This is a genomic window from Rhizobium sp. SG2393, from assembly GCF_042610495.1.
Classification (GTDB): domain Bacteria; phylum Pseudomonadota; class Alphaproteobacteria; order Rhizobiales; family Rhizobiaceae; genus RU20A.
In genome coordinates, this window is the sequence record NZ_JBHGAP010000001.1 from 590,473 (window position 1) to 612,304 (window position 21,832).

Sequence of the window (21,832 nt, forward strand, 5' to 3'; positions counted from 1 at the left end):
CGATTGCGCCGGCGGGCGTTTTTGATCCCTCTGTACCGCCCTTTTTAGCTGCAGCCGCTCGTCGCGCCGCAGGTGTCGCACTTCTCGCAGGTGCCGTTGCGCACCATCGTGAAGTTCTGGCACTCAGAGCACATGTTGCCGGTGTAGCCCTGAGCGATGGAGCGCATGCGGCGCTCGTTTTCCACCTTCTTGGCCTCTGCCTTTGCGCTTGCCGCATCCTCGGCGGCCTGTTCGGTGAAGAGGGTGGTCAGCGTTGCCGTGTCGGCGTCTTCTGCGGCAATCTCTTCGGCGAGCTCCTTCGCGCGCTCTTCATAATCGCGCTTGAACGCCACCACCTCGGAGCTGGCAATGACCGTCTCGAGCTTGCGAACCGTATTGCCCGAGATGGCCGTGACGGTCGCACCGCCGCTGGCCTTTGCCGGGCTGGCGCTGGCGGCACCCCGCGGTTCGGCAGCGGCTGCCGGCGCGCTGGAGACGAGGGTTGGCTTGTAGCCGCGCGTCAGCCCCTTGGAAACGACATCCGCCTTGCCTTCGGACACGCCACGGCCGAGCGCCGTCGCGGAGAAGTCCGAGGTATCGACATGCGCCAGATCATGACGGCCGAGATAGGAAATCGCCAGCTCGCGGAACACATAGTCGAGGATCGAGGTCGCGTTCTTGATCGCGTCGTTGCCCGTCACCATGCCGGCAGGTTCGAACTTGGTGAAGGTGAACGCATCGACATATTCTTCGAGCGGTACGCCATATTGCAGGCCGAGCGACACGGAGATGGCGAAGTTGTTGATGAAGGCGCGCAGCGCCGAGCCTTCCTTGTTCATGTCGAGGAAGATTTCGCCGAGGCGCCCGTCATCATATTCGCCGGTGCGCAGGAAGATGGTGTGGCCGCCGATCTTTGCCTTCTGGGTATAACCCTTGCGGCGGGACGGCAGCTTTTCCTGGCTGCGGATGACACGCTCGACGACGCGCTCGATGATCTTTTCCGTAACGGTAACGGCCTGGGCGGCCGCCGGCATCTGCATCAGCGTCTCGACGGCATCCTCGTCCTCCTCGTCCTCGACCAGCGAGGCGTTGAGCGGCTGGGAGAGCTTCGAGCCGTCGCGGTAGAGCGCGTTGGCCTTCAGCGCCAGCTTCCAGGAAAGCATGTAGGCGTTCTTGCAGTCCTCGACGGTCGCCTCGTTCGGCATGTTGATCGTCTTGGAGATCGCACCCGAGATGAAGGGCTGGGCAGCCGCCATCATGCGGATGTGGCTCTCGACCGAGAGATAGCGCTTGCCGATCTTGCCGCAGGGATTGGCGCAATCGAAGACCGGCAGGTGTTCCTTCTTCAGGAACGGCGCGCCTTCGAGCGTCATGGCACCGCAGACATGGATGTTGGCGGCCTCGATGTCCTTCTTCGAGAAGCCGATATGCTCCAGGAGGTTGAAGGACATGTCGGAAAGCTGCTCGTCGGAAACCTTCAGCGTCTCCTTGAGGAAGTCGCCGCCGAGCGTCCACTGGTTGAAGACGAACTTGATGTCGAAGGCAGCCTTCAGGGCGCCGTTGACGGCTGCGATCTTCTCGTCCGTGAAGCCCTTGGCCTTCAGCGTCGTCGGGTTGATGGCCGGCGCCTGGTTGAGATTGCCATGGCCGACGGCATAGGCGTCGATCTCGGCGATCTGGCTTTCCGTGTAGCCGAGCGTGCGCAGCGCTTCCGGAACAGCCGCGTTGATGATCTTGAAGTAGCCGCCGCCGGCCAGCTTCTTGAACTTTACGAGTGCGAAATCGGGCTCGATGCCGGTCGTGTCGCAATCCATGACGAGGCCGATCGTGCCGGTCGGCGCGATCACCGTCGTCTGGGCGTTGCGGTAGCCGTTCCGTTCGCCAAGCTCCAGCGCCTTGTCCCAGGCGGCCGTGGCATGCGCCACGAGATCCTGGTCCGGGCAATCGCCATGGATCAGCGCCACCGGATTGACGGACAGGCCCTCATAGCCGGTCGTCTGGCCATGGGCGGCAAGGCGATGGTTGCGGATGACGCGCAGCATATTGTCGCGGTTCGGCGCAAACTGCGGGAAGGGGCCGAGTTCGCCGGCGATTTCCGCCGAGGTCGCATAGGCGACACCCGTCATGATGGCGGTCAGGCTGCCTGCAATGGCGCGGCCTTCGGCCGAGTCGTAGGGAATGCCGGACGACATCAGCAGGCCGCCGATATTGGCGTAGCCGAGGCCGAGCGTGCGATACTCGTAGGAGAGTTCGGCAATCTCGCGGGACGGGAACTGCGCCATCATCACGGAGATTTCGAGCACGATCGTCCAAAGACGAACGGCATGTTCGTAATCGCCGATATTGATGCGCTTCGTCGCTGCGTCCTTGAACTGCAGAAGGTTCAGCGAGGCAAGGTTGCAGGCGGTGTCGTCGAGGAACATGTATTCCGAGCACGGATTGGAGGCGCGGATCGGGCCGGCCGCCGGGCAGGTGTGCCAGTCGTTCATCGTCGTGTTGAAGTGCAGGCCTGGATCGGCGGATGCCCAGGCGGCATGCGCAATCGATTCCCAGAGGTCACGGGCCTTCAGCGTCTTCATCACCTTGCCGTCCTTGCGGGCGGTCAGGTTCCAGTCGCCATCGGCTTCGACGGCGCGCAGGAAGTCGTCCTTGATCGAAACCGAGTTGTTGGAGTTCTGGCCAGACACGGTCAGGTAGGCTTCCGAATCCCAGTCCGTGTCATAGGTCTTGAATTCGATGTCGCGGTAGCCCTGCTTGGCGAACTGAATGACGCGCTTGATGTAGTTTTCCGGAACCTGGTCCTTCTTGGCGGCGCGGATTTCGCGCTTCAGGGCCGGGTTCTCATTGGGATCGAAGCAGGCGTCGTTGTCGGCCGTGCAGTTGACGCAGGCCTTCATGATCGCCTTAAGGTGCCGGGCTACGATCTTGGAACCGGTGACGAGGGCGGCAACCTTCTGCTCTTCCTTCACCTTCCAGTTGATGTAGTCCTCGATATCGGGGTGGTCGATATCGACCACGACCATCTTGGCCGCGCGGCGCGTCGTGCCGCCCGACTTGATGGCGCCGGCCGCGCGGTCGCCGATCTTCAGGAAGGACATAAGGCCGGAGGAGCGGCCGCCGCCCGAAAGCTTTTCGCCTTCGCCACGCAGATAGGAGAAGTTCGAGCCCGTGCCGGAACCGTACTTGAAGAGGCGGGCTTCACGCACCCACAGGTCCATGATGCCGCCCTCGTTGACGAGGTCGTCCTGAACCGACTGGATGAAGCAGGCATGCGGCTGCGGATGCTCATAGGCAGACTGAGACTGGGTCAGCTTGCCCGTGAAGGGATCGACGTAGAAATGGCCCTGGCCGGGACCGTCAATGCCATAGGCCCAGTGCAGGCCGGTGTTGAACCACTGCGGCGAGTTCGGCGCCACGCGCTGGGTCGCGAGCATATAGGCGAGCTCGTCGCGGAAAGCGGACGCATCCTCTTCCGAGGCGAAATAGCCGCCCTTCCAGCCCCAGTAGGTCCAGGTGCCGGCAAGACGGTCGAAGACCTGGCGCGCGTCGCTCTCGGAGCCAGTACGCTCGTTTTCAGGCATGTCGGCAAGGGCGGCTTCGTCGGCCACAGAGCGCCACAGGAAGGACGGCACGTCGTTTTCCTCGACGCGCTTCAGCGCCTTCGGCACGCCGGCCTTGCGGAAATACTTCTGGGCGAGAACGTCGGTCGCGACCTGGCTGAACTGCGCGGGAACGTCGATGTCGGCGGCGCGGAAGACGACGGAGCCGTCCGGATTGCGGATCTCGCTGGTGGCCTTGCGGAATTCGATCTCCGCATAGGCCGACTGTCCCGGCTTGGTAAAGCGCCGCTCGATTTTCATGTGCCCTGTCCTCTCTCGTCTTGTCTGTTCTTGGGTACAGACAAAGAATGCCCGTCCGGCCGGAGAAGTCTCCTGGCCGCTGAAACTTGCCAACGTCGAACCCGCCGTCAGGGCGAGATCTGTATATAGTGGTTAGGATGGTCTTAAGCGCTAAATATAGCGTTAATGCGCCCTTTCAACCAGCCAGATGACGATTGCGCCAGACAAAAAATCGCTCGCCCACAGCTTTCCCGAAATCGGCTTCTGAAAGGACCGACCGGGCTCTGCAATCGACGATTTTCGGATGGAAGACCAGCCTCGTGACATTCTGGTCTCGCCGCCGCCGCAACGCATCGTCATTAACGACAGGTGAACATGGATCGTCAAGGGCTGGTTCTTGTCGGAATTGTGAACGCTAGATGTAGTGGGTGCCGCCTGTGGAAAACGGGGACAGCCAGCGAAGACAGCAAAATCAGACACTTCGCCCGCCGCCTTCAGAAGCCGCCTTGCCTCGTTTCGGCACGCTGCGAAAAATCGTGGGTAAAAACGGGGATGAACGGCAGCCATGCGAGGCTTTGCTATGGCGCCGCGAGAACGTTTCTGACAATCGCCCGATTCGGCCCGCAGACGGGGCAGGGCTGAAATGACAAAACCCGGCGCGTGGCCGGGTTTTGCAAACGTTTGTAGCGGTTCTGATGGAACCTCAGGATTAGGCAGCCATGGCCTTCTGCAGGTTCTCGTCGATCTTGTCGAGGAAGCCGGTGGTCGAGAGCCAGGGCTGATCCGGACCGATGAGCAGCGCGAGGTCCTTGGTCATGAAGCCTGATTCGACGGTCTCGATGCAGACGCGCTCCAGCGTGTCGGCAAACTTGGCGAGCTCGGCATTGTTGTCGAGCTTGGCGCGGTGGGCGAGGCCACGCGTCCAGGCAAAGATCGAGGCGATCGAGTTGGTCGAGGTTTCCTCGCCCTTCTGGTGCTGGCGGTAGTGGCGCGTCACCGTGCCGTGGGCGGCTTCCGCTTCCACCGTCTGGCCGTCCGGCGTCATCAGGACAGAGGTCATCAGGCCGAGCGAGCCGAAGCCCTGGGCCACGATGTCGGACTGCACGTCGCCGTCATAGTTCTTGCAGGCCCAGACATAGCCGCCGGACCACTTGAGGGCCGAGGCGACCATGTCGTCGATCAGGCGGTGTTCGTACCACAGCTTGGCCGCCTTGAACTTGTCGGCGAATTCGGCGTCGAAGACTTCCTGGAAGATGTCCTTGAAGCGGCCGTCATAGGCCTTCAGGATCGTGTTCTTGGTCGACAGATAGACCGGAACGTTGCGCTGCAGGCCGTAGTTCAGCGAGGCGCGGGCAAATTCGCGGATCGATTCGTCGAGGTTGTACATGGCCATGGCGACACCTGCGCCCGGCGCGTCATAGACGTCGTGCTCGATCGTCTGGCCGTCGTCACCGACGAACTTGATCGTGAGCTTGCCCTTGCCCGGGAACTTGAAGTCGGTGGCGCGGTACTGGTCGCCGAAGGCGTGGCGGCCGACGATGATCGGCTTGGTCCAGCCGGGAACGAGGCGCGGCACGTTCTTGCAGATGATCGGCTCGCGGAAGATGACGCCGCCGAGAATGTTGCGGATCGTGCCGTTCGGGCTCTTCCACATCTTCTTCAGCTTGAATTCCTCGACGCGGGCTTCGTCCGGCGTGATCGTGGCGCACTTGACGCCGACGCCATGCTTCTTGATCGCATTGGCCGCATCGATCGTCACCTGGTCGTTGGTGGCGTCGCGATGCTCGACCGAGAGGTCGTAATATTCGAGATCAACGTCGAGATAGGGATGGATCAGCTTGTCCTTGATGAACTGCCAGATGATGCGGGTCATCTCGTCGCCGTCGAGCTCGACGACCGGATTCGCGACCTTGATCTTTGCCATGGGTGCCTCTTCGGGGTTGGTTCGGGCAGGGAGGCCCGATCTGGAAGCTTGAATGTTTGCGCCTATAGCATCGCACGCCGCGCGGGCAAAGCCGCTTTGCCACCCGTTTCGCCAGACTTTCGAAGAAGATATCGCGAGCAGGCGGGGCAGGGCGCAGACGCAAGCCCGAAATCGGTCGGTTTGCCGTTTCACATCCCCATGCCGCACCCCTGCCGTTTTTTGTCGCTTCTGGCTATGGTCGCGCCGCTTTCTTCGAGTCTGTCCGCCATCCGGGCGCGACAGGCCGCCAGCCGACAAACCCAGTCCAAGGAACCCGACTCATGCGGATGATCATTCCGGCACTTGTCTTCCTCCTGCCCGTCACCGCCAGCGCCGCCGATCCCGCCGCCCCCGTCAGAGAGGTGATGGCCGCCGTCGAGGCCAACTGGAAGAGCGCCGACGACGGGCAGAAGCCCGAGGATGTCGATTATTTCAGCGACGATTTCCTCGCCCGCCTCTACAGCCGCGATTTCACCACCAACTACCGCGCCGCGCAGAAATACCCTGCCTTCGACGAGGGCACGACACCCTTCGAATATGATGTCATCATCATGGGGCAGGACGGATGCGACCTGAAGGATGTTGCCATCACCCCCGGCCCGACAACGGGTGGCCGAACCGATGTCACCGTCACCTTCGACAACACGCATTGCTTCGGCGAGCGCGAACCGGGCTGGAAGCCGAACGAGGTGCATTTCCAGGTGATTGAAGAGGCCGGCAAGCCTGTCATCGACGATATCATTCGCACGCTGGATGGGCCGCAGTCGCTGAAGGACGAGATGAAGGAGATCGTCCGCGTCGGCGCTGGCGGAACCCCGCAGGGCATTCTGCCGCAAGATGCTGAATAGGTGAGGGCGCGGCGGGAAGGGCCCGAATTCTGCCGCTGCGCATGCTTCACCTTTCCAACCGGCCCTCTTTATGCCAGTGGAGCGCTAGGGGTCAAAACCCGATCAAAACATCTATTCTGATTGGGTTTTGACCCTAAGGGATAACGGGCGGCAAACGCGCCGCCTCTTGCAAGGCCTTCAGGAGGCCGTGACAGGGACAGCACGACGGACATGGCAGGCACCAACAGCGAGCGCGAACTGATAGCGGACGGACCGGCGATCATTCTCGTCCATCCCCAGCTTGGCGAGAACATCGGCATGGTGGCCCGTGCCATGGCGAATTTCGGGCTTGCCGAATTGCGCCTCGTAAACCCGCGCGATGGCTGGCCGAACGAAAAGGCCGTCTCGGCCGCCAGCCGTGCCGACCACGTGATCGACGCCGCCAAGGTCTACGAGACCACGGAAGCCGCGATCGCCGACCTTTCCTTCGTCTACGCCACGACGGCGCGCGACCGCGACGGCTACAAGCCGGTGCGCAGCCCCGTCTTCGCCAGCAACACGCTGCGCCAGCGCCACCGCGCCGGCCAGAAGGTCGGCATTCTCTTCGGCCGCGAACGCACGGGCCTCACCAACCAGGAAATCGCGCTCGCCGACGAGATCGTCACCTTCCCGGTCAATCCGGCCTTCGCCTCGCTGAACCTCGCCCAGGCCGTGCTGCTGATGTCCTATGAATGGATGAAGACGGGTCTCGACTCGTTGGACGACACCGCCTTCCAGGCCCTGCCCATGGCGCCCGCCACCAAGGAGGATCTGCAGGGCCTTTTCGACCATGTGGAAGAGGCGCTCGACGCGCGCGGCTATTTCCGCCCGGCCGACAAGAAGCCGAAGCTTATCGAGGGCCTGCGCGGCGTGCTGACGCGGCCGGGCTTCACCGCCAGCGAAATCCGCGTGCTGCGCGGCGTCATCGCCTGCCTCGACCGTTTCCGGCGCGATGCGCCCCGCGGCTCCGGCGCACCGGAGGAAACGGCCAGACGTCGTCGCCCCGCCTCCGAAGACACCGGGGGCGACGGCGATGCGTGAGCCGGCAGGCGAGGGCGCGCGGCCCATTCTCGTCTTCGACAGCGGCATTGGCGGCCTGACGGTGCTGCGCGAGGCGCGTGTGCTGATCCCAGAACGCCGCTTCATCTACGTCGCCGACGATGCGGCGTTTCCCTATGGCCCCTGGAGCGAACCCGCGCTGTCAGCCCATATTCTCGACCTGTTCGGCTCGCTTTTGGAGCGCTTTGAGCCCGAAATCGTGGTGATCGCCTGCAACACGGCCTTCACGCTTGTCGGCGCTGATCTGCGCGCCGCCTTTCCGCACATGCCCTTCGTCGGCACCGTTCCCGCCATCAAGCCGGCTGCCGAGCACACCCGCTCCGGCCTTGTCTCGGTTCTCGCCACACCCGGCACGGTGAAACGCGCCTATACGCGTGATCTCATCCAGTCCTTCGCCACGCAATGCGAGGTGAATCTTGTCGGTTCGCCGCAGCTCGCACGGCTCTCGGAGGCCTATATCCGCGGCGAGACCGTTTCCGACGACGCGGTCATGGCGGAGATCGCGCCCTGTTTCGTCGAGAAGGATGGCCGCAAGACCGATATCGTCGTGCTCGCCTGCACTCATTATCCCTTCATGGCCAATGTCTTCCGCCGCCTCGCACCCTGGCCGGTGGACTGGCTGGATCCGGCGGAAGCGATCGCGCGGCAGGCGCGACGGCTCACACCGGCGCTTCCCGAGGCCGCCGAACCCTCCGGCGAAGACATTGCCGTCTTCACCTCCGGCCGTCCCGATTTCTCCACCCGCCGTCTGATGCAGGGTTTCGGTCTCAAGACCATTTCCGAAGCCTGAGGGCGAGAAGCCTGTGGGTTGTGGCTGAAACGCGCTCGGATATCGCGGCTGGATCGTGCTAGGGCTCTCCGTCGCCCGGAAGCGGACCGGGCGAATCATCTTTCGGAAATGACGAGGACAGCCATGAAGGTCGGCATCGACATGGGCCGGACGTCCGACGGGTCGGAGGCCAAGCTCGATATCGAGGAGCTGCTTGCCACGCGCCTTCTGGTGCAGGGCAATTCGGGCTCGGGAAAGTCGCATCTGCTGCGCCGCCTGCTCGAGCAATCCGCCCCCTGGGTGCAGCAGGTCGTCATCGATCCCGAGGGCGATTTCGTCACGCTGTCCGACAAGTTCGGCCATGTGGTGGTGGAAGGCGAGCGCAGCGAGGCCGAGCTGATCGGCATCGCCACCCGCATCCGCCAGCACCGTGCCTCCTGCGTGCTGTCGCTCGAAGGCCTCGATATCGACGACCAGATGCGCAATGCCGGCATCTTCCTCAATGCCCTCTTCGATGCCGACCGCGAATTCTGGTATCCGGTGCTTGTGGTGGTGGACGAAGCCCAGCTTTTCGCGCCCTCGGTCGGCGGCGATGTCTCGGAAGAGGCCCGCAAGCTCTCGCTCGGCGCCATGACCAACCTCATGTGCCGCGGCCGCAAACGCGGCCTTGCCGGCGTCATCGCCACGCAGCGCCTCGCCAAGCTCGCCAAGAACGTCGCGGCCGAAGCCTCCAACTTCCTGATGGGCCGCACCTTCCTCGACATCGACATGATGCGCGCCGCCGACCTGCTCGGCATGGATCGCCGCACGGCCGAAATGTTCCGCGACTTGAAGCGCGGCTCCTTCGTGGCGCTTGGGCCCGCGCTGTCGCGCCGCCCGCTGCCGGTCACGATCGGCACGGTCGAAACCTCGGCCCGCTCCACCAGCCCCAAGCTGATGCCGCTGCCGGAGGCCGGCCGCGACCTCGAGGACATCATCTTCACGCCGGATCCGGAAGAGCTGCTGCGCCCGCTGCCGCGCCGCGTCACCGCCGCGCCGCGTCCGGCGACCGACATTCTCGCCGAACTCTCCAAAGCCCCGCCGCCGATGCCGGCCGTCGAGGCGAAGCCGGCCGTCCAGGAGATGGACGAGGCCGAGCGCGACGCGATCCTCGACAGCCTGATCACGGAAATCCTCGACAATCCGCAGTCTGCCTACCGCCCGGATTCCGAACTCTTCCAGGATTTCCTCGTGCGCTGCCGCATCCGCCGTGTGCCGGGGGCAGCGCTGACGCTCTCGGCCTTCCGTCGCAAGATGGCGATCGCCCGCTCCGGCGTCGATGTCGAGACGGCAGCCGGCGAAGGCTGGGCCAAGGCGCTCGAACTCTCACGCGGCGTCTCGGAAGATCTGCAGGGCGTTTTCCTGCTCGTCGCGCAAGCCGCATTGCGCGGGCTGCCATGCCCGTCCGACCTGATGCTCGCACGCGCCTACGGCACCCATTCGGCCCGCCGCGCCCGCCGCCTCCTCGGCTATTTCGAGGAACGCGGCCTCATCGTCGTCCATGCCGACCTCGCCGGCCGCCGCATCGTCGCCTTCCCGGATCTCGGCACGGAAACGGCACCGGGCGATGCCAATGCAGGCGAAGACCTGCGGGCGGCGGCGGAGTAGGGGCATCCGAACATCGGCGGTTCCTGCGAAAGGCTCTTTGCACAGCTCATCTTCGTGATCAGAGGCTTATCACACCGCCCTTGTTGACAATTCCATGACGCTCCCCTAAAGACCCCGCCAGCACCGGGTGGTAACGCCCGGTGTTTTCATTGACATGTCCCGTGGCTTCTTCGGTGCTTTCCGTGAGAAACCTGTCAGAGCCGCCTTCAGGCGGGTTCAGAGGAGGGCGTGTTTCCTTGATCCGGGTTGGCAACAGACCGGTGAAACCATTTGAAAGGAAATGCGATGAGCAAGCGCGAATCGTCCAAGTACAAAATTGACCGCCGCATGGGCGAAAACATCTGGGGCCGTCCGAAGTCCCCGGTCAACCGCCGCGAATACGGCCCCGGCCAGCACGGCCAGCGCCGCAAGTCCAAGCTCTCCGACTTCGGCGTGCAGCTGCGCGCCAAGCAGAAGCTGAAGGGCTACTACGGCGACATCCGCGAGAAGCAGTTCCGCGCGATCTATGAAGAAGCCAACCGCCGCAAGGGCGACACCGGCGAAAACCTGATCGGCCTGCTCGAATCGCGCCTCGACGCCATCGTCTACCGCGCCAAGTTCGTGCCGACCGTCTGGGCTGCCCGTCAGTTCGTCAACCACGGCCACGTCACGGTCAACGGCGTTCGCGTCAACATCGGTTCCTACCGTTGCTCGGCCGGCGATGTCATCGAAGTGCGCCAGAAGTCCAAACAGCTCGTCACGGTTCTCGAAGCCGTGCAGCTGACCGAGCGCGACGTTCCCGACTACATCGACGTCGATCACAACAAGATGGTCGCCACCTATGTGCGCGTCCCGACCCTGTCGGACGTCCCGTACCCGGTCATCATGGAACCGAACCTGGTCGTCGAATTCTATTCGCGTTGATCGGTTCGATCCTTGCAAAATCCGGAAAAGCCGCCCAGAAACGGGCGGCTTTTTCATTTCCGGCACAGGGAGGATGCCGGGACAGCGAGTGCGCCGTTTGGGCACGGATAGGGGCAGGCCATGGACGACACACATTCAGCGCCGATCGATCTCGCAACCATCGTGGCCGGGATCTATGAGGAGATGAAGCCGCGGCTCGGCGAGGGCAAGGTGGCGGATTACATCCCGCAACTGGCCCGGGTCGATCCCGCACAGTTCGGCCTTGCCGTCGTTACCATCGACGGCACGGTGCACAGTGCCGGGGACGCAGCCGTTCCCTTCTCCATCCAGAGCATCTCCAAGGCCTTCACCCTGACGCTGGCGCTCGGCAAGCACGGCGAATCGATCTGGCGGCGCGTCGGCCGCGAGCCCTCGGGCTCGGCCTTCAATTCGATCGTCCAGCTAGAGGCCGAGCAGGGCAAGCCGCGCAATCCCTTCATCAATGCCGGCGCCATCGCGATCACCGACCTCATCCTCGCCGGCCACACGCCGAAGGAACTGATCGGCGAAATCCTGCGCTTCCTGCGCTACCTCGCCAATGACGACGAGATCGTCATCGACCGGGATGTCGCCCAGTCCGAGGCCGCGACCGGCTTTCGCAATGTGGCGCTTGCCAATTTCATGCGCTCCTTCGGCAAGCTGGATCATCCGGCCGAGCATGTGCTAGGCGTCTATTTCCACCAGTGCGCCATTGCCATGAACTGCATCCAGCTCGCCCGTGCCGGCCTGTTCCTCGCCAATGGAGGCACGAGCCCGCTCACCGGTCATTCCGTCGTCTCGCGCCAGCGCGCCAAGCGCATCAATGCGTTGATGCTGACCTGCGGCCACTATGACGGTTCGGGGGATTTCGCCTACCATGTCGGTCTTCCCGGCAAGAGCGGTGTCGGCGGCGGCATCCTGGCGGTCGCGCCCGGCAAGGCGTCGATCGCCGTGTGGTCGCCGGGGCTGAACCAGAACGGCAATTCGCTGCTCGGTTCGCTGGCGCTGGAAAAGCTCGCCAGTCGCACCGGCTGGTCGGTCTTTGCGGGCTGAGCATCACCGCTTCGCCGTCAAACGCCTGACATTCGACATTTGTACTTGATCTTTGCCAGCGAGGCGGGCAAGTCCTGCACCGTCTCCTCTTACGCAGGGCCGGCGGCGTGATGCCGGCGGATGCCATGATGGATATCGCGACGCACTCACCGTCCCATGCAGACCCCGACACCGCGGCCGATGATCCGGCCGGCGGTCCCGCCATCTTCGCCGGCATGCCGTCCTCCGTTTCCTTCAACAAGCTGCGCAAGCGGCTGCTTCGCCAGACGCGCCAGGCGATCGAGGATTTCGGCATGCTCACCGGCACGAAGCGCTGGCTGGTCGGCGTGTCCGGCGGCAAGGACAGCTATTCGCTGCTCGCGATCCTTCTCGACCTGCAATGGCGCGGCCTGCTACCGGTGGAGCTTGTCGCCTGCAACCTCGATCAGGGCCAGCCGAATTTCCCCAAGCACGTGCTGCCGGACTACCTGACGTCCATCGGCGTCAAGCACCGCATCGAATATCGCGACACCTATTCCATCGTGAAGGAAAAGGTGCCGGAGGGCGCGACCTATTGCGCGCTCTGTTCGCGCCTGCGCCGCGGCAATCTTTACCGCGTCGCCCGCGAGGAGGGCTGCGATGCGCTGGTGCTGGGCCACCACCGGGAAGACATCCTCGAAACCTTCTTCATGAACCTCTTCCACGGCGGGCGTCTCGCGGCCATGCCGGCCAAGCTGCTCAATGACGAGGGCGATCTGACGCTGCTGCGCCCGCTCGCCTATGCGGCGGAGGATGATCTCGCAAAGTTCGCGAGCGCCATGCGGTTTCCCATCATCCCCTGCGATCTCTGCGGCTCGCAGGACGGGCTGGAGCGCAATGCGATGAAGGCCATGCTCGCCGATATCGAGCGCCGCATGCCGGGCCGCAAGGATACGATGCTGCGCGCGCTCGGCCATGCCAATCCCTCGCATCTGCTCGATCCCAGGCTTTTCGACTTCAAGGCCCTCACACCGGAGACCCGTTCATGACCGCGTCCATCGACATTGCCGACCTCGCCAATATCCTCCAGGAGGCGGCGGTGAAGGAGATCCTGCCGCGCTTCCGCAATCTCGGCGACGGCGACGTACGCGAAAAGAGCGAGGCCATCGACCTCGTGACCGAAGCCGACGAGGCTGCCGAGCGGCTGATCAAGGCGCGCGTCGCCGAGATCGCGCCGACCGCACTCTTCATCGGCGAGGAAAGCGTGGCCGCCGATCCGGCCCTGCTGCCGACGCTTGAAGGGGCCGCCCTTGCCGTCGTCGTCGATCCCATCGACGGCACCTTCAATTTCGCCGCCGGCATCCCGGCCTATGGCGTCATGGCAAGTGTGGTTGTGAATGGCGAAGTCACCGCCGGCATCATCTACGATCCCATGGGCAATGACTGGGTGATCGCCGAGCGCGGCGCTGGCGCCTGGCTGTGCAAGGCCGATGGTTCGCAGACCAAGCTCTCCGTCGCCGCGCCCGTCGGTCTCGGCGACATGGTCGGCTGCGCCTCGACGAGCTTCGCCAAGCCCGAAGAGCGCGTCGGCCTGATGACCAATCTCGCCAAGGTCCGGATTGCCGCCAGCTATCGCAACGCTGCCCATGAATATCGCACCATGGCCGGCGGCTATTTCCACTATCTCATGTACCAGAAGCTGATGCCCTGGGACCACCTCGTCGGGGCCATCATCTGCGAGGAAGCCGGCGCCCATGTCGCCCGCCTCGACGGGTCTGTCTATCGCCCCGGCCATGTGGATGGCGGCCTGCTGGTTGCCGTCGACAAGCCGAGCTGGGATCTGCTGCGCCGCGAAGTGTTCACATTCTGAGCAGCCACACAGCGAAAAACATGAAGGCCCGGAGTGCAGATGCGCTCCGGGCCTTTTTTCATTCTCAGGAGCCAGCTCTTCAGGCCGGCTTGTTCTGAGACTTGAAGAGCTTGCCCTTCTCGGCGATCAGCACGAAGAACAGGCCGATGACGGAAACCGTGAAGAAGCCTATGACCATTGGTAGCGCCGTGCCGTTGAAGGCCTGGCCGATCACCGCGCCGATGACGGTGCCGCCGGCCGTGCCCATGAAGCCGAGCACGGAGGAAGCTGTGCCGGCGACATGGCCGAGCGGCTCCATGGCCAGCGAATTGAAGTTCGAGCCGATCCAGCCGAACTGGAACATGGCGAGCGCGAAGAGCCCGAGGAAAAGCGGGAAGGGCAGGTGGCCCGCCCATAGAATCTCCAGCACCAGCCAGAGCGTATTGACCGTGAGGAACCCGATCAGCGCGCCGTGCGAGAGAATGCGCATGCCGTATCGGCCGACGAGCCGCGCATTGATGAACGAAGCCGAAGACATGAAGGCCGCGACTGCAGCGAACGCGACCGGAAACCAGGCGCCGAGTTCGTAGATGCCGACATAGATCTGCTGCGCGGAATTGATGAAGCCAAACAGCGCGCCGAAGATGAAGGTGCTCGACAGCGTGTAGAACAGCGCGATGCGGTTCGTCAGCACGATGCGGAAACCGTCGAGGATCGAGGCAACGGTAAAGGGCCGGACATCCTCCGGTGCCAGCGTTTCCGGCAGGCGCAGGTAGAACCACGTCACGATCGCCATGGCAATCACGCCCATGAAGACGAAGATCAGATGCCAGTTGCCGAAAAGCATGATGACCTGCCCGGTGCCGGGCGCCAGAATCGGCACGATCATGAAGACCATCATGATCAGCGACATGACCTCGCCCATGGCACGCCCGCCGAACACGTCGCGCACGATGGAAATGGTGATGACCCGCATCGCGGCCGAGCCGATGCCCTGCACGAAGCGCAGGACGAGCAGCGCCGTGAAACTCGGCACCAGGAGGGCTGCGAAGGCGGCAACGATATAGATGCCGAAGCCAACAAACATCGGAATGCGCCGGCCGAAACGGTCCGAAAGGGGGCCGTAGAAGAGCTGCGACACGGCAAAGCCGATCAGATAGGCGGAAATCACATACTGGCTGTGATTTTCATCGACGACACCAAGCGATTTGCCGATGTCCTGCAGACCCGGCAGCATGATGTCGATGGCAAGCGCGTTGAGTGCCATCAGCAGCGCCATCAGCGCGATGAATTCGACCTTGCCCATGCCCTTCAGGCGGGCCTTGGCTTCGGGTGAAAGATCCGTCATGGCAAAATCCGGTTTTCAGGCCGCCTGATACGGCAGGACCCGCGACAAAAACGAAAAGGCCCACCAGCCGCAAAAGCACGGCTCGGGCTTTTAAACTCAGTCCAGAGGGTTGATCGGCCGGCGCGGTAATTGCACCGGCCCTATCGTGTCAAGGGATCAGGCAGCGCCCTTGACGGCGATGCCCTGTTCTTCCAGATGCTGCTGAAGTTCGCCGGCCTGGAACATTTCGCGCACGATGTCGCAACCGCCGAGAAACTCGCCCTTCACGTAAAGCTGCGGGATGGTCGGCCAGTTGGCGTAGTCCTTGATGCCCTGGCGCAGGTCCATGTCGGCGAGCACGTTGATGCCCTTGTAGTCGACACCGAGGTAGTCGAGGATCTGCACGACCTGGCCGGAGAACCCGCACTGCGGAAACTGCGGCGTGCCCTTCATGAAAAGCACGATGTCGTTGGTCTTGACTTCGTTGTCGATGAAATCGTGGATGCCGCTCATGGCCGGTGTCCTCTTGCAAGCGGCGTCAAGAGCCGCTGATTTGGCTGTTGTCTGGTGTCGCCTCCGGCTCGAATCCCCCGGTATGGCGACGCCCTCTGCCACCTAGATAGCAAGGGGGCGGCAGGAAGAAAAGGCCCGGCCGAAACGTTCGGTTCGGTCAGCCTGCATTTGAGCGCCTGCTACTGTGTGGCCTCGCAAGCCGTGCGACCCGTCGCCGTCACCGTGGCGTCCGACATCGAAAGGCGCTTCTCGGCGGTGAGCGCCGAGCCGAAGCCATTCTTCTGGTGCTCCGCAAATTCCGGGCAGCTTTTTGCGTCCGCCGTGCCGACACGTTCCCAGAACGTCACGGCCGTCGCCGTCGTTTCGAAACGATTGGCGGGGACGTCGAGGATTTTCCTGCCGTTGTCGAGGTCATAGACCACGAGGTCGCCATCCGGCCCTGTCGAGCGGGTGAGAACCAGCATGTGATCGTGAAGGGCGGAGAACCAGAGCGGATCGCCGGCCTCGCCGATCACTGTCGTGGCACGACCGGCATCGAAGCGGCAGGGCGTGAATTCCCGGGTCTTTCCGATGCGGTAGATGGCGAACTGCTCCCCCGGGCCATCGGCATGGGCTTCAGGCACGACCACATACCGGCTGTTGCGCGGACAATCGGACGCGTCCTCAGCCCACGATGGTGGCGCTGTCATAAGCGTGGCCGGGCAAAGTGCCAGAAAGGTGATCAGGGGGGGAATGCGCATCGTGAGGGAATCCGGCCGCTCAGCGGCTGCGCTGCTTGCTGCGGCTTGCCGCCGTCCGACGGCGGCTCACCTGCTTGCGGGGGCGCTTGGCCGGCGCCTTCTTCTTCACGAAGCGACCGGTGCGGGGCGAGCGTGCGGGCTCGCCATCCGCGCTCGCGGCAGCGCGCGTCTTGCGGCGCTTGCGTTTCGTGGTCGTCGTCACACCCGCCTTGGTCAGCAGCTCCTTGACGACCTTTTCGACGACGCCCGTCACCAGTTCCTTCATCAGGTCGGCCATCTCGGTTACTCCGCGGCCGGCGGCGCAGAGGTCTGCAGTGCCAGCGCATGCAGCACGCCGCCCATGTTGCCCTTCAGCGCATTGTAGACCATCTGGTGCTGTTGCACGCGGCTCTTGCCACGAAAGGCCTCGGCCACCACTTCCGCCGCATAGTGATCACCGTCGCCGGCGAGGTCACGGATGACGACCTTCGCACCGGGAATGCCGGCCTTGATCAGGTCCTCGATATCGCCTGCGTCCATCGCCATTGGGGTCTCTCCGATTCATGGTCTTTCCGGAAAGGATAGGTGCGAAGCACCGTTAAGGTCAATCGCGTCGCCGGGTATTTGGCTTTCGGTCGATGGTCGCACCATAACGAAAAACCCCGGCGCCTCGAGGCACCGGGGTGAATGAACGCCGTCGTCAAACGGTTGTGATCAGGCGGCCTTGCCGTCGCTCTTTCCATCCATGAAGGACGGGAACCAGCCTTCATGCGCCGCCTTCAGCGCCTTGACGGCCACGGGGCGGGCAGCGCCGAGCTTCAGGCTCTCGCCGCCGGTCCGGCCGATCCACGGGCAAAACACGCCGGCGGCTTCCGCCTTGGCGAGCACGGCATCGACATCCGCCTCGCGCACCGTCAGCACGTAGCGGCCCTGATCCTCGCCGAAGAAGACCGGGATCGGGTCATGACCTTCGAGCGCGTTGACGGTGGCGCCGATGCCCGATGCCATCGCCATTTCGGCGACAGCAAGCGCGAGGCCACCCGACGAGCAGTCGTGCACGGCGGTCGCAAGACCCGCTTCGATGAGGCCGCGCACGAAGTCGCCGACGCGCTTCTCATGGGCGAGATCGACATGCGGGGCAGGGCCGTCCGTGCGGCCATGGATGTCGCGCAGATAGACCGACTGGCCGATATGCGTGCCCCAGCCTGCCGGTGCGCCGGCAAGCAGGATTGCCTCACCCTGAGCGGCGAAACGGATGCGGGCCATCTTCGACCAGTCCAGGATGAGGCCGACACCGCCGATGGTGGGGGTCGGCAGGATGCCCTGGCCGTTGGTCTCGTTGTAGAGCGACACATTGCCTGAAACGATCGGGAAGCCGAGAACCGTGCAGGCCTCGCCGATGCCCTTGATGGCATGGACGAGCTGGCTCATGATTTCCGGACGTTCCGGATTGCCGAAATTCAGATTGTCGGTGGCGGCGAGCGGCAGGGCGCCGGTGGCCGTCAGGTTGCGCCAGCACTCCGCAACGGCCTGCTTGCCGCCCTCGAACGGATCGGCCTCGACATAACGCGGCGTGACATCGGAGGAGAAGGCGAGCGCCTTGGTCGCGTGACCCTCGACGCGCACCACGCCGGCATCGCCACCCGGCAATTGCAGCGAATTGCCCTGGATCAGCGTGTCATACTGCTCGTAGACCCAGCGCCGCGAGGAGTTGTTGGCAGAACCGACCAGGGACAACAGGGCATCGGCGATGTCGGCCTGCGGCACATCGTTTTCGGCAAGCGGCGGCGCCACCTTGATCGGCGTCCAGGGACGGTCATATTCCGGCGCCTCGTCGCCGAGTTCCTTGATCGGGAGGTTTGCGACCTCAACGCCCTGATGCAGGATGCGGAAACGCAGGTCGTCGGTGGTCTTGCCGACGATGGCGAAGTCGAGGCCCCATTTGACGAAGATCGCCTTGGCTTCCTCTTCCTTCTCCGGCTTCAGCACCATGAGCATGCGCTCCTGGCTTTCCGACAGCATCATCTCGTAGGCCGACATGCGCTCTTCACGCACCGGCACGCGGTCGAGATCAAGCTCGATACCGAGATCGCCCTTGGCGCCCATTTCGACCGCCGAGCAGGTGAGGCCGGCCGCACCCATGTCCTGGATGGCGATGACGGCGCCGGTCGCCATCAGCTCAAGGCAGGCTTCCAGAAGGCACTTTTCGGTGAAGGGATCGCCGACCTGCACGGTCGGGCGCTTCTCCTCGATCGACTCGTCGAATTCAGCGGAAGCCATGGTCGCGCCGCCCACGCCGTCGCGGCCCGTCTTGGCGCCGAGATAGACGACGGGCAGGCCCACACCCTCGGCCTTGGAGTAGAAGATCGCGTTGCTCTTGGCGAGGCCGGCCGCAAAGGCGTTGACGAGGATATTGCCGTTGTAGCGGGCATCGAACTCGACTTCGCCGCCGACCGTCGGCACGCCGAAGGAATTGCCGTAGCCGCCCACACCGGCCACCACGCCCGAGACGAGGTGCTTCGTCTTCGGATGATCCGGCGCGCCGAAGCGCAGCGCGTTCATGGCCGCAACGGGCCGCGCGCCCATGGTGAACACGTCGCGCAGGATGCCGCCGACGCCGGTCGCGGCTCCCTGGTAGGGCTCGATATAGGAGGGGTGGTTGTGGCTCTCCATCTTGAAGACCACGCAGTCGCCGTCATCGATATCGACCACGCCGGCATTTTCGCCGGGCCCCTGAATGACGCGCGGACCCTTGGTGGGCAGCGTGCGCAGCCACTTCTTGGAGGATTTGTAGGAGCAGTGCTCGTTCCACATGGCCGAGAAGATGCCAAGCTCGGTAAAGGTCGGCTCGCGGCCGATGAGCGAGAGGATGCGCTGGTATTCGTCGGGCTTCAGCCCGTGACTGGCGATCAGGTCAGGGGTGATCGGGCGGTCATTCGAAACGGTCATCGGGCTCTCGAAACGGTTGGAGGGCAGCAATTGCCCTGCCTATAACCGATCAACGCAGGCCGCGCACCCGAAAAATGCCCGCGTCAACAGGGCGGCGCGCCGCCCGCTGACGTTCAGCTGCCCTGCCGGCTGAAGGCGGTGATGGCGTCGCGCGTCGCATCATCGGCAACCCCGCTGGGCTTGCCCTTGTAGGTGCCTGCTACCGCCAGCCGCTCCTGCAGCGCCGTATAGAAAGGCTCGCCCCAGTTGCCCTCCATGACGTAGTCGCGATTGAAGTCGTCGCTCGGCGCGTCGCCCGCATCGAGGCTCTTGAAAAACAGATCGACGGCCGCCGGCACATCGGTCTTGCCGCCCTTGCCGGTCGCCAGGAAGAGGGCGATATTGGCCATAGCGAGCGGATTTCCGGCATCGACAGCCTTCTGGTACCACTCGGTCGCCTTCGCATAATCCTGCGGCACGCCGTCGCCGGTCTCGTAGAGATTGCCGATATTGTTGACGGCATCCGGATTTCCGGCATCCACCGCCTTCTGGTACCAGTCGAGCGCCACCTTTGCGTCCTTCGTCACGCCGAAGCCATTCTGGTAGATCCAGCCGATATTGTTCATGCTGTCGCCGATGCCGGCTGCCGCACCGCGCCGGTACCAGTGCATGGCCTTGCCCCAGTCCTGCGGCACGCCGAAACCATTTTCGTAGGCATAGCCGATCCCGTGCAGGGAATCGGTATAGCCAAGCGTGATGGCCGTCTTGAAGTAGGCCATCGAGGCCGCGTAATCATGCGGCGTCTCGGCGCTGTCGCGATAGATGATCGCCAGATTGTGGGATGCGATCCCGATTTCGTCGGCCGCCGCCTTGTAGAAGTCGATGGCTTTTTCCTCATCACGCGGCAGCCCGAAGCCGTGATCGTAGAGGATGCCCATGCCGGCTGCGGCGATCTTGTAGCCGGCCTTTGCTGCCGTCTCGAATTCCACCCGGGCGGTCGCGTAATCTTCCAGCACATAGGCCGCGCGGCCCGCCTGATAGTGGAGCCGCGGCTCGGTCGGCTGGGCTGCGAGCGCCCGTGTGCAGGTTTTCAGCGCCTCCTCAGCATCGAAATCCTCGCGTGACACCCCGGCCGCTTCCGCCGGGCGCTGTGGATCTGCCGGGTTGCTCGCCAGCCGGTCACAGGCCTCGACATCTGTTTCCGCATGGGCGGGAGCGGAGAATGGCAGCGGAGCCACCGCAGCAAGACAAAGAAGGAGCGGGACGGCACGGGAGGCGCGCATGGTGATTCCTCGTGTCAGGCGTGGCCAGGCTTTGCTCGCCCGGGCCCCGCGGAAAGAACGGCCTGTGTATCAGGTCTTGCTACCTGAGAGTTGATGCAAGAGCGGTGCATTCGTCAATGGGCAGTCGCGGGATTGACCGCGTCAGGCGCCGACCAGACCCTCTATGGCCGATCGCGTCGCGGCATCGAGCGTGCCCGTTTCGGGCAGCGAGAGCTTGATCTGAAGGGCCGACCAGAAGGCTGCCGGCCAGCTATCCTCGAACAGGAAGTCGCGGTTGAAGGCGTCGTCGTCCGCATTGCCCTTTTCGAAGCCGGCCAGAACGAGCTCGACAGCCTTGCCCTGGTCCACCGTCATGCCGACGCCATTGGCAAACATGTGGGCGATGTTGAAATCGGCGAGCGGATAGTCCTGGGCCTGCGCCTTGCGATACCACACCAGCGCCTCGGCCGGATCCTGCGCGACGCCGTTGCCTTCCTCGTAGAGCACGCCGATGTTGTTCTGCGCCTCGGGAATGTCCTTCTCCGCGGCCTTGCGGTACCACACGAGCGCCTCCGCATAATCCTGCGTGACACCGTTGCCGGTATCGTAGGCAAAGCCGACATCGACCAGTGACTGGTCGTAGCCGAGCGACACGGCCTTCTGAAACAGCGCGAAGGATGCGGCGTGGTCGATCGGCGCGTCCTTTTCATCGCGCAGGACGACCGCCAGATTGTGGGCGGCAAAGCCGACATTGGCGTCGGCGCCGGCGCGGTAGAGCGCGATCGCCTTTTTCAGGTCGTGCGTGGTGCCGATTCCTTGATCATAGAAATAACCGAGCTGCGCCTTCGCGACCGCCAATCCGGCATCGGCCGCGATTGCGATCTCGGCAAACGCTCCTGCCGTATCGTCCTTGTCGTAGAGCGCGCGGCCGAGCTGGTAGTGGAAGCGCGGCGCGGGATCGGAAGCGATCGCCTCCCGGCAGGCTGCGATCGCGGTCTCGAATTCGATCGCGCCCGTGGCGACGCCGGCAATGCCGGCGGGCTTCTGAGGGTCGCCCGGATGTGCGGCAAGCTGGTCGCAGCGCAGTGCCGCCGTCTCGGCATGGGCCAGCGGCGCGGTGGCCAGGAAAAGCGGTGCGGCGAGGACCAGCAGGCGGTGAGACAACATCGGAAAACCTCCA

At 63.7% G+C, this 21,832-nt stretch carries 18 protein-coding genes; 8 read left to right on the forward strand and 10 right to left on the reverse strand.

Annotation, left to right across the window (positions count from 1 at the left end):
• Window positions 1-44 precede the first annotated feature (44 nt).
• Window positions 45-3,839, reverse strand: a complete 3,795-nt coding sequence (locus ACED18_RS02845; protein ID WP_377288794.1) for a vitamin B12-dependent ribonucleotide reductase — start codon at window positions 3,837-3,839, stop codon at window positions 45-47.
• A gap of 688 nt (window positions 3,840-4,527) precedes the next feature.
• The gene (locus tag ACED18_RS02850) at window positions 4,528-5,742 is read right to left on the reverse strand and encodes an NADP-dependent isocitrate dehydrogenase (protein WP_377288796.1); all 1,215 of its coding nucleotides are present in this window, start codon (window positions 5,740-5,742) and stop codon (window positions 4,528-4,530) included.
• Between the two features lie 320 nt (window positions 5,743-6,062).
• Between ACED18_RS02850 and ACED18_RS02855 the strand changes: the two genes are divergently transcribed.
• The 8 genes from ACED18_RS02855 (at window position 6,063) to ACED18_RS02890 (ending at window position 13,924) form a co-directional block, all read left to right on the forward strand.
• Window positions 6,063-6,629 (forward strand): hypothetical protein, encoded by a 567-nt coding sequence (locus ACED18_RS02855; protein WP_377288798.1) that lies wholly within the window; start codon window positions 6,063-6,065, stop codon window positions 6,627-6,629.
• A 210-nt stretch (window positions 6,630-6,839) separates the two neighbouring features.
• Window positions 6,840-7,688: an RNA methyltransferase gene (locus ACED18_RS02860; protein ID WP_377288800.1), complete on the forward strand. Its 849-nt coding sequence runs from the start codon at window positions 6,840-6,842 to the stop codon at window positions 7,686-7,688.
• A complete protein-coding gene (murI, locus tag ACED18_RS02865) occupies window positions 7,681-8,496 on the forward strand; it encodes a glutamate racemase (protein ID WP_377288802.1) in 816 nt (271 codons plus the stop codon). Before ACED18_RS02860 ends, murI begins: the two co-directional genes overlap by 8 nt.
• Window positions 8,497-8,619: 123 nt before the next feature.
• Window positions 8,620-10,122, forward strand: coding sequence for a helicase HerA domain-containing protein (locus ACED18_RS02870; RefSeq protein ID WP_377288804.1), 1,503 nt, complete (start codon window positions 8,620-8,622; stop codon window positions 10,120-10,122).
• Window positions 10,123-10,407: 285 nt separating this feature from the next.
• Window positions 10,408-11,025 carry a 30S ribosomal protein S4 gene (rpsD, locus tag ACED18_RS02875; protein WP_377288806.1) on the forward strand — a complete coding sequence of 206 codons (618 nt, stop codon included), beginning with the start codon at window positions 10,408-10,410 and terminating at the stop codon, window positions 11,023-11,025.
• 120 nt (window positions 11,026-11,145) lie between these two features.
• Complete coding sequence (locus tag ACED18_RS02880) at window positions 11,146-12,096, forward strand: glutaminase (protein ID WP_377288808.1); 951 nt, start codon at window positions 11,146-11,148, stop codon at window positions 12,094-12,096.
• A gap of 128 nt (window positions 12,097-12,224) precedes the next feature.
• Window positions 12,225-13,103: a tRNA 2-thiocytidine(32) synthetase TtcA gene (ttcA, locus tag ACED18_RS02885; protein WP_377288810.1), complete on the forward strand. Its 879-nt coding sequence runs from the start codon at window positions 12,225-12,227 to the stop codon at window positions 13,101-13,103.
• A complete protein-coding gene (locus tag ACED18_RS02890; RefSeq protein ID WP_377288812.1) occupies window positions 13,100-13,924 on the forward strand; it encodes an inositol monophosphatase family protein in 825 nt (274 codons plus the stop codon). Before ttcA ends, ACED18_RS02890 begins: the two co-directional genes overlap by 4 nt.
• A 79-nt stretch (window positions 13,925-14,003) precedes the next feature.
• Here the strand turns inward: ACED18_RS02890 and ACED18_RS02895 are convergent, their stop codons facing one another.
• The 8 genes from ACED18_RS02895 to ACED18_RS02930 all read right to left on the reverse strand — a co-directional run bounded on the left by ACED18_RS02895 (window position 14,004) and on the right by ACED18_RS02930 (window position 21,819).
• Entirely contained in the window at window positions 14,004-15,209 is a 1,206-nt protein-coding gene (locus ACED18_RS02895) for a multidrug effflux MFS transporter (RefSeq protein ID WP_377290997.1), read from the reverse strand.
• 198 nt (window positions 15,210-15,407) lie between these two features.
• A complete protein-coding gene (grxD, locus tag ACED18_RS02900; protein ID WP_149737074.1) occupies window positions 15,408-15,743 on the reverse strand; it encodes a Grx4 family monothiol glutaredoxin in 336 nt (111 codons plus the stop codon).
• A 179-nt stretch (window positions 15,744-15,922) separates the two neighbouring features.
• On the reverse strand, window positions 15,923-16,366 hold the full coding sequence (locus tag ACED18_RS02905) for a hypothetical protein (RefSeq protein ID WP_377288815.1): 444 nt from the start codon (window positions 16,364-16,366) through the stop codon (window positions 15,923-15,925).
• Between the two features lie 136 nt (window positions 16,367-16,502).
• Window positions 16,503-16,760, reverse strand: a complete 258-nt coding sequence (locus ACED18_RS02910; protein WP_377288817.1) for a hypothetical protein — start codon at window positions 16,758-16,760, stop codon at window positions 16,503-16,505.
• 5 nt (window positions 16,761-16,765) lie between these two features.
• Complete coding sequence (locus tag ACED18_RS02915) at window positions 16,766-17,008, reverse strand: BolA/IbaG family iron-sulfur metabolism protein (protein ID WP_149737077.1); 243 nt, start codon at window positions 17,006-17,008, stop codon at window positions 16,766-16,768.
• 168 nt (window positions 17,009-17,176) lie between these two features.
• Entirely contained in the window at window positions 17,177-19,411 is a 2,235-nt protein-coding gene (gene purL / locus ACED18_RS02920; RefSeq protein WP_377288819.1) for a phosphoribosylformylglycinamidine synthase subunit PurL, read from the reverse strand.
• Between the two features lie 113 nt (window positions 19,412-19,524).
• Window positions 19,525-20,673 (reverse strand): hypothetical protein, encoded by a 1,149-nt coding sequence (locus tag ACED18_RS02925; RefSeq protein WP_377288821.1) that lies wholly within the window; start codon window positions 20,671-20,673, stop codon window positions 19,525-19,527.
• Window positions 20,674-20,814: 141 nt separating this feature from the next.
• Window positions 20,815-21,819 (reverse strand): tetratricopeptide repeat protein, encoded by a 1,005-nt coding sequence (locus ACED18_RS02930; protein ID WP_377288823.1) that lies wholly within the window; start codon window positions 21,817-21,819, stop codon window positions 20,815-20,817.
• Between the last annotated feature and the right edge of the window lie 13 nt (window positions 21,820-21,832).